This is a genomic window from Sphingomonas lacusdianchii (assembly GCF_022664395.1).
GTDB lineage: Bacteria > Pseudomonadota > Alphaproteobacteria > Sphingomonadales > Sphingomonadaceae > Sphingomonas > Sphingomonas lacusdianchii.
This window is the reverse complement of sequence record NZ_JAKRET010000001.1, coordinates 545772-562330: the sequence shown is the minus strand read 5'-3', so window position 1 is coordinate 562330 and position 16559 is coordinate 545772. Positions and strand designations below refer to the sequence as shown.

The 16559-nt window shown below is 66.1% G+C and carries 10 protein-coding genes and 1 pseudogene; 5 read left to right on the top strand and 6 right to left on the bottom strand.

Annotated features, from left to right (window positions below; genetic code table 11):
• Positions 1–142: 142 nt before the first annotated feature.
• Together MF607_RS02625 and MF607_RS02620 are read left to right on the top strand one after the other, a co-directional pair.
• Positions 143–6139 carry an autotransporter outer membrane beta-barrel domain-containing protein gene (locus MF607_RS02625; RefSeq protein ID WP_242115904.1) on the top strand — a complete coding sequence of 1999 codons (5997 nt, stop codon included), beginning with the start codon at positions 143–145 and terminating at the stop codon, positions 6137–6139.
• Positions 6140–6290: 151 nt separating this feature from the next.
• A complete protein-coding gene (locus MF607_RS02620; RefSeq protein ID WP_242115903.1) occupies positions 6291–6587 on the top strand; it encodes a hypothetical protein in 297 nt (98 codons plus the stop codon).
• Between the two features lie 17 nt (positions 6588–6604).
• Here the strand turns inward: MF607_RS02620 and MF607_RS02615 are convergent, their stop codons facing one another.
• Positions 6605–8929 carry a GH92 family glycosyl hydrolase gene (locus tag MF607_RS02615; RefSeq protein ID WP_242115902.1) on the bottom strand — a complete coding sequence of 775 codons (2325 nt, stop codon included), beginning with the start codon at positions 8927–8929 and terminating at the stop codon, positions 6605–6607.
• A gap of 125 nt (positions 8930–9054) precedes the next feature.
• Positions 9055–11661: a M1 family metallopeptidase gene (locus MF607_RS02610; protein WP_242115901.1), complete on the bottom strand. Its 2607-nt coding sequence runs from the start codon at positions 11659–11661 to the stop codon at positions 9055–9057.
• A 191-nt stretch (positions 11662–11852) separates the two neighbouring features.
• Between MF607_RS02610 and MF607_RS02605 the strand changes: the two genes are divergently transcribed.
• Together MF607_RS02605 and MF607_RS02600 are read left to right on the top strand one after the other, a co-directional pair.
• On the top strand, positions 11853–12908 hold the full coding sequence (locus MF607_RS02605) for an SPL family radical SAM protein (protein WP_242115900.1): 1056 nt from the start codon (positions 11853–11855) through the stop codon (positions 12906–12908).
• Positions 12905–13414, top strand: coding sequence for a metallophosphoesterase (locus tag MF607_RS02600; RefSeq protein WP_242115899.1), 510 nt, complete (start codon positions 12905–12907; stop codon positions 13412–13414). The genes MF607_RS02605 and MF607_RS02600 overlap by 4 nt, the downstream gene beginning before the upstream one ends.
• Before the next feature lie 39 nt (positions 13415–13453).
• On the opposite strand, the gene MF607_RS02595 is transcribed toward MF607_RS02600, so the two are convergent.
• From MF607_RS02595 to MF607_RS02585, 3 genes and pseudogenes are all read right to left on the bottom strand, one after another.
• Positions 13454–14434, bottom strand: a complete 981-nt coding sequence (locus MF607_RS02595; protein ID WP_242115898.1) for an aldo/keto reductase — start codon at positions 14432–14434, stop codon at positions 13454–13456.
• 70 nt (positions 14435–14504) lie between these two features.
• Positions 14505–14804, bottom strand: coding sequence for a putative quinol monooxygenase (locus MF607_RS02590; RefSeq protein WP_242115897.1), 300 nt, complete (start codon positions 14802–14804; stop codon positions 14505–14507).
• Positions 14797–15824: pseudogene (locus tag MF607_RS02585) on the bottom strand (zinc-binding alcohol dehydrogenase family protein). Before MF607_RS02585 ends, MF607_RS02590 begins: the two are co-directional and overlap by 8 nt.
• 160 nt (positions 15825–15984) lie before the next feature.
• On the opposite strand from MF607_RS02585, the gene MF607_RS02580 reads away from it, so the two are divergent.
• Entirely contained in the window at positions 15985–16272 is a 288-nt protein-coding gene (locus MF607_RS02580) for a winged helix-turn-helix transcriptional regulator (protein ID WP_322539925.1), read from the top strand.
• A 23-nt stretch (positions 16273–16295) separates the two neighbouring features.
• On the opposite strand, the gene MF607_RS02575 is transcribed toward MF607_RS02580, so the two are convergent.
• Positions 16296–16553, bottom strand: coding sequence for a hypothetical protein (locus MF607_RS02575; protein WP_242115896.1), 258 nt, complete (start codon positions 16551–16553; stop codon positions 16296–16298).
• Positions 16554–16559 lie beyond the last annotated feature (6 nt).

The window sequence follows — 16559 nt, the reverse complement described above, 5'->3', positions numbered from 1 at the left end:
GGTAGCAGCGGCCCGATCAGCGACCATTCCTCATCCGACAAACCGATCCGCTCGCCCAAGCCTGCCTCCAAATGGCAGCCTTGAATCAGTAGCAATTCATGCGGTCAAGCTTTGTCCACGATGCCTAGCGAACTACGACGATGTGAAGACGATGTTCGGGGACGACCTGAGCGCGGCGGCCCATCATTTCATCACGACCGGCTATGCTCAGGGTCGCACGGACACGGCTCTGGCCGGGCGTCAGGTTGTGTCGATGCCACACACCGGCGATATCGTGACGACCGGTGATCACTCGCAGGCGATCCACGCGCAGTCGATCGGCGGCGGCGGCGGCAATGGCGGATCGGCCCTGTCTGCTGCCACAAGCAACAAGTACGCGGCCTCCGTCTCGATCGGCGGCTTTGGTGGTGGCGGCGGCGACGGCGATGCCGTGGTCGTCTTCCGCGATGGCGGTACGCTCAACACCAGCGGCAAGATGTCGACCGCGATCTTCGCCCAGTCGGTCGGCGGCGGTGGCGGCAATGGCGGCTCGACTTCGGCCAGCGGCGCCGGTGCGGAAGGCGCATTGGAGGAGGCGGGCGCCGCGGCGTGGACGGGGCTGGTCGGCGACTTGGCCGGAAAGGCCACGCTGGCGATCGCGAGCAAACTGAGCGAAAGTTCGGGCGAAAGCAGCAAGGGTGATGCTGCCGCGGAGGAAAGCCCCGACAATGGTGCTGGGGCGGGCATCAGCATCGGCGGTGCCGGCGGCGGCGGCGGTCACGGCGGTATCGTGCAGGTCGAAACCGCGGCTACGGTCCTGACGAGCGGTGCCTTGTCCAACGGCGTGTTCGCGCAGTCGATCGGCGGCGGCGGCGGCAACGGCGGTTCTGCGGTGTCCGACTCAAAGGGCGGCATTGCAGCGGCGTCGGTCAGCCTTGGCGGCACCGGCGGCGGCGGCGGTAACGGCAACAAGGTCGACGTCCGAAACCATGGGTCGATCACTACGAGTGGCAGTCAAGCGACCGCCGTGTTTGCCCAGTCGGTCGGCGGCGGCGGCGGCAATGGTGGCGCGGCGCATGCAACGTCCGAATCGGGTGGTATTGCCGCCGTGTCGCTGGGCCTTGGCGGCTCGGGCGGCGGTGGCGGCACCGGCGGCACGGTGCTGGTTCGCAACGATGGCACGATCAGTGCGACCGGCAGCAACTCGGCGGGTGTCTTCGCCCAGTCGGTCGGCGGCGGCGGCGGCAATGGCGGCGCGGCATCGGCTGGCGCGGTGGCCGCGATGTCGGAAGAGGATGACGACAAGAGCACCAGCGCCTCGACCAAGCCCGCCAGTTCCGCCCCGGACGGTGGCAAGAGCGCGGCTTCGGCCGGTAAGACTGGCAACGGAAGCGACAAGGGTGCTGGTGCCGGGTCCAGTGGGGGCTATGCGGCCGGCATCGCTATCGGCGGTGCGGGCGGCACCAGCAGCCCGGGTGGCGACGTGAAGGTTGAAAACACCGGAACGATCACGACCGGCACTGCGGACAAGGTTGCGGACGGCGCCAATGCGCACGCCATCTTCGCGCAGTCGATCGGTGGCGGTGGCGGCAATGGCGGTTCGACCAGTTCCGAAGCCAATGCGGGCAAGGCTAGCGTTGCGCTATCGGTGGGCGGCACCGGCGCTGGTGGCGGAAACGGTGGCCAGGTCCGTGCGGGTTCGACGGGTACGCTCAGCACCTATGCGGCCAATTCCGCTGCGATCTTCGCGCAGTCGGTCGGCGGCGGCGGCGGTACGGGCGGTTCGGCTTCCTCCAAAACCGGCGACGGCGGCGCGACGTCGGTCGCGTTGGGCCTGGGCGGTTCCGGCGAGGGCGGCGGTGATTCCGGTTGGGTCTATGTCTGTGGCACGTTCAAGGACGATGGATCGTGCGCAACCTTCCTTTCGGGCACGGTGACGACGGCGGGCGCCAACAGCCACGGTGTCTTCGCCCAGTCGGTCGGCGGCGGCGGCGGATCCGGCGGGTCCGTGACGACCGCGACCACGGCGAAAACTGCGGACAAGAAGGAAGGCGCGGTCGCGATGGCATCGAACGACGATTCCGGATCGGAATCGTCGACCGAATCGGGCGTCGCGGTGTCGATGGGCCTTGGCGGGAAAGGCGCTTATGGCGGTAGCAGCGGCGTGGTGCAGATCCAAAGCGCAGCGCGGGTGACGACCACGGGCGACTTCGCCACGGCGTTGTTCGGCCAGTCGGTCGGCGGCGGCGGCGGCGCGGGCGGCACCTCGATCAGCAACGCCAATGGCGGCACCTATGCCGTGGCGCTGGCGCTCGGCGGTTCGGGTGGACGCGGCGGACAGGGAGGCGAGGTCTATGTGTCGGCGATGCGCGGCAGCGTCCTGACGACCTCGGGCACCATGTCGCACGGCATTTTCGCGCAGTCGGTCGGCGGTGGCGGCGGCGCGGCGGGCGTGGCCAGCGCCACGGCGGCGGATGGCGGCGACGGTAGCGGATCCCTGTCGCTCAGCGGTGCGGGCGGCGGCAATCAGCACGCTCAGAAAATTCATGTCTGGAGCGATGGCAAGATCGCGACCAGTGGCGCCGGTTCCAGCGCCATCATGGCGCAGTCGATCGGCGGCGGCGGCGGCAACACCGTATCGCGGCTGGCGACGATCAGTGCCGGTGATACCAGCATGTCCTTCCAGGTCGGCGCGAGCACTAGCCAGGGTAACGGCGAAGACGTCTCGGTCCGCGCGAGTTTCGACCCTGCAGTCTATACGGCGGGCTATACCGATCTGATCAACGCTTTCGGTCAGAATAATGCGGCCGCGCAGGCCCACTATGTCAACACCGCCGATATGCGGTCACCGACCGCGTTCAATGTCTCGCAATATTGGGCGAACAATGCTGACTTGCGCGCCGGCTATGGCGCCGACGTCACCGGGTTGGCCAATCACTATATCGGGGGTGGCAGGAACGAGGATCGCTCCTTGTCGGTCGGCGCTGGTTCCGTTGCCGATTACACCAACGCCGAATATGGCCGCTACAGCACTACCGGCAACCAGGCGACCGCGATCATCGCGCAGTCGATCGGTGCCGGCGGCGGTGTGGCGATCTCCGACGTTGCACGCGGCACGGCGGGCAAGAGCGTCACCGCGCCGTTGAACCTCGGCGCGACCAGTTCGAGTGCCGCCGGGCGCGGCAAGAGCGTCACGCTGATAACTGGCGATGGCACCGGCGGAACGCGGGCGACCCTGACCACCACCGGCGTCAACAGCAGCGGCATCATCGCGCAGTCGATCGGCGGCGGGGGCGGTATCGCATCCTTCTACATCGACAGGATCGCGCCCAACGGAACGATCAGCGCGCCCGTCACGCTCGGCAGCAAGGCCCATGGTCATAATGAGGGTGGCACGGTCGACATGACGATCGGATCGACGACGATCGATCTGACGGGGGGCAACAGCTATGGCCTGGTCGCGCAATCGATCGGCGGCGGCGGTGGCGTCGCGACGTTCGCGGCGGGCAGCACGGGCAATGGCGCATCGGGCAGCGCCCAGTTGGGGCAGTATGACGGCGACGCATATTCGAGCACGTCCAGCACGGTGAACGTCGCCTCGCACGCGAACATCGCCGTACATGGCCAGCAATCCGCGGGTATCGTTGCCCAAAGCATCAGCGCTGGTGGCGGGTTGGCCAGCATGCTGACCACGAACAACGCGACCTTCAACGACACGGTGCGCCTGGGCCATAGCCGCGGATCCGGAGGACAGACCGCGGGCGCGGTCAACGTCAACAACTATGGCACGATCACCACGTCGGCGGTCTATTCGCCGGGACTGGTGGCGCAAAGTGTCGCGGGCGGCGGCGGCCTTTCGCTGACGCGGCACAGCGCGGCGGAACTCGGCGACGGTGTCGGCGGCGTCAGCGGCGCGGTCACGGTCAGCAACGCTTCGGCGATCGTCACCAACGCCGACGCCTCGCCCGGAATCGTGGCGCAGAGCGTGGGGGGCGGCGGCGGCTTCGCCATCGCGAACAGTGCGAAATTCGGGGGCGGCCAGCCCGGTGCGGATGCCGGAACCGTCAACGTGACCAGCAATGCTGCTATTGAAACCCATGGCAGGAACTCGCCTGGCATCATCGCGCAGAGTGTCGGCGGCGGTGGCGGTGTCGTCCTGTCGAACAGCGGCTCCGTTTCGACGACGTTCGTGCGGGGGGCGGGCAGCTCGTCCGACGTTACCGTCACGATCAACAACAGCGTCACGACCTCCGGCGATTACTCGCATGGCGTTATCGCCCAGTCGATCCGTGGCGGCGGCGGTATCGTGCTTGGCGGCTCGACCAGTGTCGTCCAGGACGCCGGAGGCGATGGCCGTTCGGGTGTCGTCTACGTCAATGGCAGAGCCAACGTGCATGTCAGCGGGGCCGGGTCGAGCGCGATCGTCGCCATGTCGTCGAACGATCCGGTCATCGACATCGCCGAAGGCGTCCAGATCACCGGCGGTGTCGGCGGCTCGGCGCTGTTGCTCGACAGCCCGATCAGCCAGATCACCAATGCCGGCACATTGTCGACGATGGATGGGGCCGCTGGCCGGACCGTCCACTCCCTTTCGGGCGACACGACCTTCACCAACAAGGGTACGCTGATCGGATCGGTGAAGCTGGCCCAGGGCGGTACGAACGTGCTGCACAACCTGGCCGGTGCCACGATCAATGCCGGCGCCTCGCTCGATCTCGGCGGCGGCACGCTCAACAACGCGGGCGTGCTGGCCAATGCGGGCACTCTGGGCAAGGTCACGATCAACGGGTCGTTGCTCCAGTCCGAGGGTGCCTCGCTGCTGGTTCGCCTCGATCAGGCGACCGGCGCGGCCGACAGTTTCGAGGTGACGGGCACCGGCAAGCTGGCCGGCACGTTGCGCCCGACCCTCCTCAATCTCGGCGCGATTAAGCCCGGTACGATCCTGAAGACCATCATCACGGCGGCGGGCGATCTCGACGTATCGGGGCTGAAGGTCGAGAGCAGCGTCATTCTGAGCCATGCATTGAGCGTCCGGAACGGTCAGGTGTCGCTGGCATCGACGGTCGATTTCGCGCCAGCCGCGCTTTCCGAAAGTGGCAAGGTGATCGGCAAGGTCATCGCCCACGCGCAATCCGGTGGCCTGACGCACTTCCATAACGTCGTTCCGACCTTGCTGGCGATGAAGGGCCGCGTCGATCTGGACCAGGCCTATTACAATCTCAGCGGTGCCGCCACCTCCGCGATGTCGACGGTCGGCACGCAGATGTCTACCGCCTTCATGGCGACGCTGGTCCGTCAGCCGGGCGGCAGCAATGACGGCAGGGACTGGAACCTCTGGGGTCAGGGGCTGGCCGGATCGATCGAGACCGACAACCCGAATGTCGGTATGGGACATTTGTCGGCCCATATGCGTGGCCTCGCCATGGGTATCGATCACCGCTTCGATGCGAACACCACTTTTGGCATGGCGATGGGTCTTGGTGCGAGCGGCTTCGCGACCGCCAATGGGGTCAATGGCAAGGCCGATGTGTACCAGTTCGGGGTATATGGCCTCCGGCGCTTCAACGCAGCCTATGTCGCCGGTACGCTGTCTGCAGCCAGGTACGACAATGTGCTTGGTCGTCTCCTGCCGCTGACCGGCGGTCGGTACGTCGCCAGCCTCCGCGCACGGAACTATGGCGGACGGCTGGAAGCCGGATACCGCCTGTCGATGCTAAGCGGAGGCATCACGCCCTACGCCGCCGCGCAGGTGCAGGACTTCGTTACGCCGGCCTATTCGGAACGGGCCAGCGCGCAATCGCCAACCATTCTCGCCCTGAGCTTCGACCAACGGTCGACCTGGGACAAGCGGTTCGAACTTGGTTCGGCGTTCGACAACAGCTTTGCGCTTGGTCGCGAGCGCCGGTTGGCTCTGCGGATGACCGCCGCCTGGGTTCATCGGGCATCGTCCAATCCCGATGTAGCGGCAAGGTTCCAGGCTGATCAGACGGACGGCTTCCATGTCGCCGGCGCGGCACCGGTGGCGGATCTTGGCCAACTGTCGGCAAATGCCGAGCTGCGGTTGACGCCCAACCTTTCCCTGGGGATGCGCGTCGAAAGCGAAATGTCAGCTCGAACGGACGTTCACAGCGGCACTGCCCGCCTGAGCTATCGCTGGTGAGGCGTAGGGGGAAGCATCTGCAGGCAGATGCTCCCCCCGCTTTCCGCTTCCACCACAAGACGGTTTTGACTGGTCACTTACAAGACCGGCATGATCCTGCGGAAGACGGAAGATGTATAAGGGGGAGGTCGCAGCATTCGACAGGACTCGAATGCTGTGGCCTCTGCCTGCTGAGGGCAAAGCTGAATGTGAGCAAAAGGCACGGCTGCTTCTGCCGTTCTTTCACATAAATCCCGACATACCGCTGACAACCCAGCAGCAACCACAGTTCTTGTCGAGCGGATCGTTCGGCACGCGTCCGGTTCCGGTGATGGACCTGCCGTTGAAGCCGCCGTGTGGGAACGGCAGCTTCGTCCCAGATTTCGCCAATTTTCGGCCGCCAATTGAATCGTCTACCGGAAATGAACGGATGTCTGACGTTGGGGAGCGCGCAACGGCCCCCCAATGACCGGAACTGAGTCGTTCTCAACGCGTCGTGCTGGCAGAATATGGTCGCTCTTTGGGGTAGGTTGCCCAGGCGGTATTCGGCGTCGCCTGCATCGTGAAGCGCAACTCACCCCCGGCCATGATCTCGTCGTGCCGCAGATAGGCCCGCGTGACGGGTATTCCGTTCAGCATGACCTTCCCGACATAGGGGTGCCGATCGTCCAGCCGCTCGGCGATTACGGTCAGCTGCCGCCCGTTGGGCAGGGTCAGCGCAGCCCGATTCACGAAAGGACGACCGATCACATATTCCAGACTGCCGGGCGTCACCGGGTAGAAGCCCAGCGCCGTGAACACGAGCCAAGCCGACATCTGCCCAAGATCGTCGTTGCCGGATAGGCCATCGGGCGTCGGCCGATACTGGCTTTCGACGATCTGCTTCAGCCGGGCCTGCGTACGCCACGGCACCCCGGCATAGCTGTACAGATAAGCGACGTGGTGGCTGGGTTCGTTGCCGTGGATATACTGACCGATCAGCCCGGCGATATCCTCGGCGTGACTGTAATCGAGTTTCGAATTGTCGAATTCGAACATCGCGTCCAGCTTTGCTATGGTAGCCGCATCGCCGCCGAGCGCGCGGACGAGCGCAGCCTGATCCTGCGGTACGAACCAGCTATATTGCCAGGCATTACCCTCGGTATAATCCGATCCGTAGTTGATCGCCGTCGGATCGAACGGCGTGCGGAACGACCCGTCGCTTTTGCGCGCACGGATGAAGCCAGTCCGGGCATCGAAGCTGTTGCGCCAGTTGCCTGCGCGCTTTTCGAATGTCGTCGCGATGTCGGTACGGCCCATGGCGCGCGCCATCCGCGCGATCGTCCAGTCGTCATAGGCATATTCGACGGTCTTGGAGGCCGCCTCCGGCTCCTGATCGATCGGCACATAGCCGCGCTTCATATACCCGCCCAAGCCGCCATAGGGCGCATAGGTCGCGCTCGCGACCATCGCGGCAAGCGCCGCGTCCGCATCGAAGCCTCTGATTCCCTTCAGATAGGCGTCGGCGATCACGGGGGCGGCGTGATAGCCGATCATCGTCCACGTCTCGCGGCCCTGGAACTGCCAGACGGGGAGAATGCCGTCAGGACTGTCCCTGCGGCTGGCCACGAGCGACCGGACGATCTCGCTCGACAGGCTTGCCGGCTGGATGAGCGTCAGCAGCGGATGCTCGGCGCGGAACGTATCCCAGAGCGAGAAGGTCGAACGGAATGTATAGCCTTCCGCACGATGCACCTGATTGTCGGGGCCGCGATAGCGACCGTCCGCATCGCTCGCGACGGCGGGGGCCAGCAAGCTGTGGTACAGTGCCGTCGCCACGGACTTCGCCATCGGGGCAGACGCGTCGATCTTCACCGTATCGAGCGCTACGCGCCATGCCTGCGTGGTCTTTGCCCGGATCGCGTCGAAATCGCCGGGTTCGCTCGCTAGGTTTGCGATCGCACCCGCCTCGTCGACCGACGAGATCGCGCTGGTCACTTCAAGCGGTCGGTTGAGGGGGCCGAAATCGAAGCGGGCGACCAATGCGCGTCCGGCGCGGTCCGCAACGGCGTCGCTGCCGCGCCCCGGTCCCTGGAAGCCCTTATAAGGGACGTCCGTCTCGGTCGAGACGAACGCATGCCCCTTGAGCGGCGCGGAAAAACGGATCGCAAAGCACAGGTTGCGGTCGGGCGCCCAGCCGCGCGTCTGTCGGCAGCCGGTGACGATGCCGTCGGAGCGCAGCCTGATCGAGGACCACAGGACCTTGCCAGGGTAATTGTAGAGTGAGCTGCGCAGATCGAGCACCAGATGCATGGGCGGTGCGCCGGACGTGGTACGATAGCGCGCGACGCCGATCCGCGTCCCCGCGGTCAGCTCCGCCTGAACGCCTCGATCCTCAAGCTTGACGGCGTAATAGCCCGGCCGCGCGACCTCTGTCGCGTGATCATAGCGCGAGCGATAACCCGAACCCGGCTTGCCTGCGGTGCCGCGCTCCAGGGGCACGCTATCCCCGCTGACCGGCATCATGAGGAAATCGCCGAGATCCGAATGCCCGGCGCCGGAGAAGTGCGTCAGCGAGAAACCCTGGATAGTCGGATCTTCATAACGATAGCCCGCCGCATGGCTGTAGCATTCCCGGATGACGCATGTTGTGTCGGTATCAGGCGAGAATTGCACCATGCCAAAGGGGGCGACGGCACCGGGAAAGGTGTGACCTTCTCCTCCCGTGCCGATCATCGGGTCGACCTGATCATAGGTCGATTGCGCGGACAGCGGCATCGCGGCAAGACCGGCGAGCAGGGCCAGCACGGCCCCCTGACGAAAATGCTTCATCGCCGCATTAAAGCACCCCGGGGCATCTGGCGAAAGTCGCTCGTCGCAGTACGTCCATCATCTCAAAGGTTTGGCTCGATTGCGGCATGCAAGGCGGGCTGGCTATCCGGTTGCCGGGTCTTTCATCAGACCTTTGTTAACGTTGGAAATGTTGCGGCCCTGATATGCACGGTTAAAGCCAGTTCGTCGCGTGCGGTCAAAACCTTGCGACGTACATCGAGGGGAAGGCCGGGGTGCGCCTCCAGGAACCGATCGACGACATCGAGCGCCGCGGCATCGCGCTGGCCGCCGATAAAGGCGTCGATCCAGGCGGGCAGGAAGAAGATGCGCCGGTTCTGGCGAATCCATTCGAGCCGGTCGAGCGCCGGACGAAGGAAGGGCAGAGTGAGTTCGGCCTGCTCGATCGTGTTGAAGGCGCCAAGGCTTTCGCTCGCCCAAGCTTCGTTGAGCGTGGCATCGTCGAAATAGCGGCTGAAATAGGCCGCCTTGACAGAGCGGTCGGGTGTCGCCGCACGGGCGACGAACGCGTCCTTCACCGCTTCGCTCGTTTGGTCGAGCCGTTGCTCGGATGCGTAAAGCGCGGCGGCATCGGGCGCTGCGACCGCAATCAGGCGACGGACGATCGCCCAGCGTGTCGGCTGGCGGATTGCGGTGCCGGCCAACGTCGCGCGGCCCGCCAGAAGGTCGCGTAAGCGGGCAAATGCGAGCGGCGTCCGCGCGGTTGCGATCAGGCGATCGAGAGCGTCCTTGCGCAGGCCGTATCCCAGGTTCGCATTGTCGATGCGGGCGAGCAGCGCCTGTTCCCAGCGGGGCCGCAGCGGCGCGGACGCATCGTCCGGCAGGTAGACGTCGAGTGCGGCGGCGCCGCGCGACAGGATGGTGCGCGAAATCTGTTCGTCGGTTTCGCCGGGCAGGTGGTCGAGCAGCATCGTGATGTAGCGCGCCGGTGAGAAGCGGATGTCGCGGACGGTGTCCCACACCGCGCTCCACAGCATCGCGCGTAGCAGCGGATCTTTGACTGTACCGACGTGCCCGACGATCCAGGCAAGGGTGCGGTCGTCGGGCAGGAACAGGCCGTATCCCTGATCGTCGTCGTTCGGCCAGACATAGTCGGGCACCGGCAGCCCTGCCGCCCCGGCGACGGTCGCTGTCGTGCCGGAGAAGGCGGCGTCGAGCACCACGTCGGCGCGGTCGCGATAGCCCAGCCGTACCCGGACCTTCATCGGCCATGCGCCGCCGCGGTCGCCAGGTAGTGACCGCACCGGCCGTTGGACGAGCGTCAGCGACCCGATCCGGTCGCCTGCGATGCGGAGCTGCGTGTCGACGCGGGGGAGGCCGGCGCGTAGCATGTACTGGCGGCCGAATGCGGTCAGGTCGACGCCGGATGCCGCACCGACTGCGCCGAGCAGGTCTTGCCAGGTTGCGTTGCCATAGGCATGATCGATGAGGAAGCGGTGGAGGCCACGGCGGAACCCCTCCTCGCCGACCAGGAAGGCGAGCTGTTTGATGACCGCCGGCGCCTTGTTGTAGACGATCGGGCCGTAATTGCTCTTGGCGGCATCTAGGTTGGCGAGCGGCTGCCACAGCGCCTGCGTTCCGGTGGTCGCATCGGCGCGATAGGCGGGCGTTTTGGTCGACAGCAGGAAGGTGGTCCAGGCGTTGCTGTCGGGCTGTAGCTCCGCCTGGATGCGCGCGGCCATATAGGTCGAGAAGCCTTCCTTCAGCCACAGGTCGTCGAACCAGCGCATGGTGATGTCGTCGCCGAACCATTGATGGCTGATCTCGTGATAGATGGTGGCGTCGCGACCGACGCGCTGCGGCAGCGTTGGCGGCTCGCGGAAGATGAAGCGGTCCTCGTTGTAGAAGACCGCGCCGACATGCTCCATGCCGCCGAAGGGAAAGGCGGGCGCAAGCACCAGGTCGAGCTTGGCGAAGGGGAAGGGGATGCCGAACCAGTCGGCGAGCCAGCGCACCGCGGCGCGGTTGGTCGCGATCTGCGCCTCGGCATCGACTTCGGCACGGCGCGAGGCGCGCGCGTAGAGGCTGATCGGCCGCTCCCCCGCGGGCGCTGACGTCCAATGTGTCCAGGGTCCGGCGGCGAAGGTGGCGAGATAGGTAGAGATCGGCTCGGTTTCTGCAAAGCGCCAGCGCGTACCGCCGGTCGCCTGCTGCTGCTCATCGAGCGGCCCGTTGGCGATCACTGTCCAGCCGGTCGGCGCGGTGATCGTCCAGCGGAAGCGCGCCTTGAGGTCGGGCTGGTCGAAACAGGGGAACAGCAGATTGGCATCGGAGGGGACGAGCAACGTGTAGAGATAGGCTTGGCCATCCTTGTCGTCATGATAGCGGATGATCGCCGCCCCCGATGCCGCGATCGGTGTCGCGAACCGTGCCGAGACGATATTGGCGCCGGTCTTCAGCAACGCTGCGGGCAGGACGAGGTGTCCGTCGACCCGCCCCGCGGCCGGTAGCGGACGGCCGTTGACTGTCAGATCGGCGAGCGTAGGGCCGCGAAAGTCGAAGACCAGATCGCCGCTGTCGCCCGCGCGATCGAAACGGATGACGACCGTGCCCGCAGCGGTGTCCGCCGCAGTCAAGTCGAACGACAGGTCATAGTGGAGGGCGGAGATCTGCGCCGCCCGCGCCCTTGCGAGTTCAAGCGAAATGCCGCGCCCGACGGTGTCCTTCGCCGACAGACCGGCGGCACGCGCCTGGGCCGCGGCCCAGAGCCCCATCGGTGCCAGCATCGCGGAGCGGAGCAGCGTACGGCGTGTGTCGAGCAAGTGCAGGTCGGCCCCCTGTCTCGGTGGAGCGCCGATCCTAAGACGATGGGGCGGTGCCTGTCGATCGGTCGGACCGTCCCCGCGTGCCGTTCGTTTCCTTGGCCATGGCGACGATATCGACAGCACCGACGACGGCCAGACCCGTGGTAGGATGGCGCCCGCGTCGGTTGCTGGTGACGCGTTCGGCGCTGGGCTTCGCCCACGGCCGAGGGATCGTCGCGCGTGCTGAAGCGCAGGGTGTCGAAGTCGTGGCGCTTCCCGGCGATCCCCTCGCACTGGGGCTGCCCGACGATCCGCGGCGCGCCTATGCGGCGGCGAAGTCGACGCTCGCGGTGGTGGTTGCGCCGCCCTCGAAGCGGCGGCTCCAGCCGATCGCGCCCAGCGCCGACTGGCGGGTCGACCTCGCCGAGGGATGCCCGGCGCATTGCAGCTATTGCTATCTGGCGGGATCGTTGAAGGGGCCGCCGATCACCCGCGTCTACGCCAATCTCGACGAGATACTGGACGGGCTGCCAGCCTATCTGGGGCAGGGCAGCGTCACTTCGCGCAGCCAGGATCGCGCCCACGAAGGCACGACGTTCGAGGCATCCTGCTACACCGATCCGCTGGGGCTGGAAGCGATCACCGGATCGCTGTCGGCGGCGATCACCTGGTTCGGTCGCTGGGATGCGGCGGCGCAGCTGCGCTTCACCACGAAGTTCGCCGACGTCGGGCCGCTGCTCGGCCTCGACCACCAGAAGCGTACGCGGATGCGTGCGTCGATCAATCCGGCGATGTTCGCCCGGTTCGAGGGCGGCACCGCGCCGGTCGCGGCCCGGCTCGCGGCCTTGGCCGACATGGCGTGCGCGGGATATCCGATCGGCCTGACGATCGCGCCGATCATCGCGGCTGAGGGCTGGCGCGAGGCCTATGGTGCTCTGCTTGCCGATGCAGCGGCGGCGCTGGCCGGCATCGCCGGTGTCGACCTGACGATCGAACTCATCACGCATCGCTTTACGCCCGGATCGAAGGCGGTGTTGGAGAGCTGGTATCCCGGCTCCGCGCTCGACATGGGGGCGGACAACCGGACGACAAAGCGCACTAAGTTCGGGACTGAAAAGCAGGTCTATGATGCGCCGACGATGCGATCACTTCGCCTGTTTTTCGAGGAAAGGATCGCGGCGCTGCTACCGGCGGCGCGCATCCTCTATTGGACATGACCGTCTTCTTCACCGCCGACACGCATTTCGGCGATCACCGCACGATCAACATCCACAAGCGACCCTTCGCCAGAGTGGCCGAGATGGATGCCGAACTGATCGGCCGCTGGAACGCCGTCGTGGGCGCGGAGGATGTCGTCTGGCATCTGGGTGATGTCGCCCGGCGGCCGGCTGATGTCGCGGCGCTGCTGGCCAGGCTCAACGGAACCAAGCACCTGCTCCGCGGCAACAACGATTCCGATGCCACGGGCGCCGCACCGGGCTGGGCGAGCGTCGGCGACTATGCCGAGATCGAGGTCGAAGGCCGTGCGCTCGTCCTGGGGCACTACGCCTTCCGCAGTTGGAACCGCCAGCACAAGGGCGCGCTAAACCTGCATGGCCACAGCCACGGCCGCCTGACATCGATGCCGCGCCAGTTTGACGTCGGCGTCGACGTGCGCGATTTTTTGCCGGTGACGCTGGCACAGTTGCTCGCGAAGCGAACCACGGGGCCGGCAGGCGGATAAGCCCCGCAGCCGGCTTGGTCGATCCGTCCGTGGGGGCGGTTACGAGAAGCCGACCACCGCATGTGGCACGTACGGCGCCTCCAGCCGGGCAATCTCGTCGTCCGACAGGGTCAGGTCGAGCGCGGCGAGGGCGTCGTCGAGATGCGCCGGCTTGGATGCGCCGACGATCGGCGCGGACACTTCCGGCTTGGCGAGTACCCAGGCGAGCGCGACCTGCGCACGCGGCACGCCACGCGCGCTGGCGACGGCCGCGACGGTTTCGACCACCTTGCGATCCGCCTCCGCCGTTGCCGCGTAAAGCGTGCGGCCGAACTCATCGGTGGCCGAGCGTTCGGTCGTCTCGTCCCAGTCGCGGGTCAGCCGTCCGCGCGCGAGCGGACTCCACGGGATCACGCCGATACCCTCCGCGTCGCACAGCGGCAGCATCTCGCGCTCCTCTTCCCGGTAGAGGAGGTTGACATAGTTCTGCATGGTCGAGAAGCGCGTCCAGCCATTCGCCTCGGCGACGTGGAGCATCGTCGCGAACTGCCACGCGGCCATTGACGAGGCGCCGATGTATCGCGCCTTGCCCGCCTTCACGACGTCATGCAGCGCCTCCAGCGTCTCCTCGATCGGCACCTCATGATCGAAGCGGTGGATCTGGTAGAGGTCGACATAATCGGTGCCGAGCCGGGTCAGGCTGGCATCGATCTCGGTCATGATCGCCTTGCGGCTGAGGCCCGCGCCGTTCGGGCCGGGGCGCATCCGGCCATGGACCTTGGTGGCGATCACCACCTCGTCGCGGCGGGTGAAATCCTTCAGCGCGCGGCCGACGATCTCCTCCGATGTGCCGTCCGAATAGACGTTCGCGGTGTCGAAGAAGTTGATACCTGCCTCCACTGCCTGGCGCAGGAGCGGCCGGCTCGCCTCTTCGTCGAGCGTCCAGGCGTGATTGCCGCGATCCGGGATGCCATAGGTCATGCAGCCGAGGCAGAGGCGCGACACGTCGAGGCCAGTGTGGCCGAGCTTGATATAGTCCATGGATGGTCTCGCTTGTCCGGTTTGCTGCTGCAACGAACGGGAGGCTCTTGCGTCGCAAGCGATGGAAAGATCAGCCGATCCGCCGGAGTCGTTCGACGGATGGCGGCTCGGCAAGCAACGCGTCGAAGCGGGCGGCAAGGCGAGTGAGGGCAGGGGCGCGGCCATGGGCATCGAGGGCGGCCTGGTCGGCCCAGCTCTCCACCATCACGATCACGCCGGGCGCGTCGCGGCTCTCGTGCGCATCGTAGAGCAGGCAGCCCGGTTCCGCACGTACCTCGTCAAGCATCTCGAGTAACGTGGTGGCCAGTGCCTCGGCCTTGCCAGGCCGCGGCACGAGGCGGGCGACGACGTGAACGATCGGATCAGTCATGCTGGGCCTCCCATCCTTCCAGAACGATCTTGCCGCGCGTGGTGGTACTCTCGATGCGGCGGTGCGCCTCGATAAGGTTGGCGGCATTTATTGGCGAGAGCGTGTCAGTCGCCGTGGTGCGAACGCGCCCCACGTCCACCAGTTCGGCCACCGCGTCCAACAGTCGCCCCTGCTCGCCGACGTCCGGTGTATCGAATAGCGACCGGGTGAACATCAATTCCCAATGGACCGACACCGCCTTGCGCTTGAAGTCGACGATGTCGAGGCTGGCGGGATCGTCGATCAGCGCGAAGCGCCCCTGCGGCGCGATCAACTCGGCAATGTCGGTCAGATGGCGATCGGTATGGGTGGTCGAGAAGACGAAGGCAGGCGCGCCTAATCCCAAGGCAGTGATCTGCGGTGCCATCGGTTGGGAATGATCGATGACATGATGCGCGCCTAGGTCACGCACCCAGCTTTCCGTCTCGGCGCGCGAGGCGGTGGCGATCACGGTCAGGTCCGGGCTCGCGCGATCTGGATCGTAGCGGAACCCACACCACCCGCGCCGCCGATGATCAGGATGGCGCGGGCACCGCTGGCCGGCTGGTCGTCGACCTTCAACCGGTCGAACAGGGTTTCCCACGCCGTGATCGCCGTCAGCGGCAGCGCTGCCGCCTCGGCGAAGCCGATGCTGCGTGGCCGATGGCCGACGATGCGCTCGTCGACCAGCTGATATTCCGCATTGCTGCCGTCGCGCATCAGGTCGCCCGCATAGAAGACCTCGTCACCCACCTTGAAGCGGGTGGCTTCCGGGCCGACCGCCTCGACGACGCCCGCCGCATCCCAACCAAGGACGCGTTCGTCACGTCCGTCGAACGGCGCGGCGCCGGCGCGAACCTTCGCGTCGACCGGGTTCACCGAGATGGCCCGAACCGCGACCAGGATATCGCGCCCGGTCGGAATGGGCCGTGGCAGTTCTACGTCGATCAGGGCATTGGCTCGATCGATTGGCCCCGGCTGGCGATAGGCTATGGCGCGCATGGGTCTTGCTCCTTCTGCTGACGCACGCGAGATAGAGACGGTGTCAGCTTTTGTCGTAGGCACAAAAAACGCTCATAGTGTCGAAAAGGATACCGCTCCGATGGCGAAAGCCCGTCACTCCCGCCTCGATTGTACCCCGGGTTGTGCCGTCGAGGCAGCGGTGAGCCTGATCGACGGCAAGTGGAAGGCGGTGATCCTCTACCATTTGCAGGACGGAACCACGCGCTTCAACGAACTGCGCCGCCGCGCTGGTGATGTGACGCCGCGCATGCTGACCAACCAGCTGCGCGAACTGGAGGCCGACGGCTTGATCGAGCGCGAGGTCTTCGCCCAGGTGCCGCCGCGTGTCGAATACAGCCTGTCCGATCGTGGTCGATCCCTGTCGCCGATCATCGCGGCGCTGAAGGCTTGGGGCGACGCCAATATGGATCTTTTCGCCTTGCGGTGAAGTCCCGCCCGGCGACAGCAAGGCTATCTTGGATCGGCCTCCAGTTGCCGGACGATACCATTCAGCGCTGCCGTGCAGCCCTGGGCGCGTCCAATGTCGTGATCGGTTCCGGCGGAGTTCCAGAACATGTCGAGTGGCCAGCGCTCCGGGCAATGCGCGATCAGGCAGCGCAGCGCGAGCCGCACCTCGATGGTATCGACCTTGCCCTTGCCCGACCGTGCGGCGGCGGCGCGGAGGATGTGGAGCGATAGCTCGATAATGATCCGCTGATGGCGTGACACGGGCGA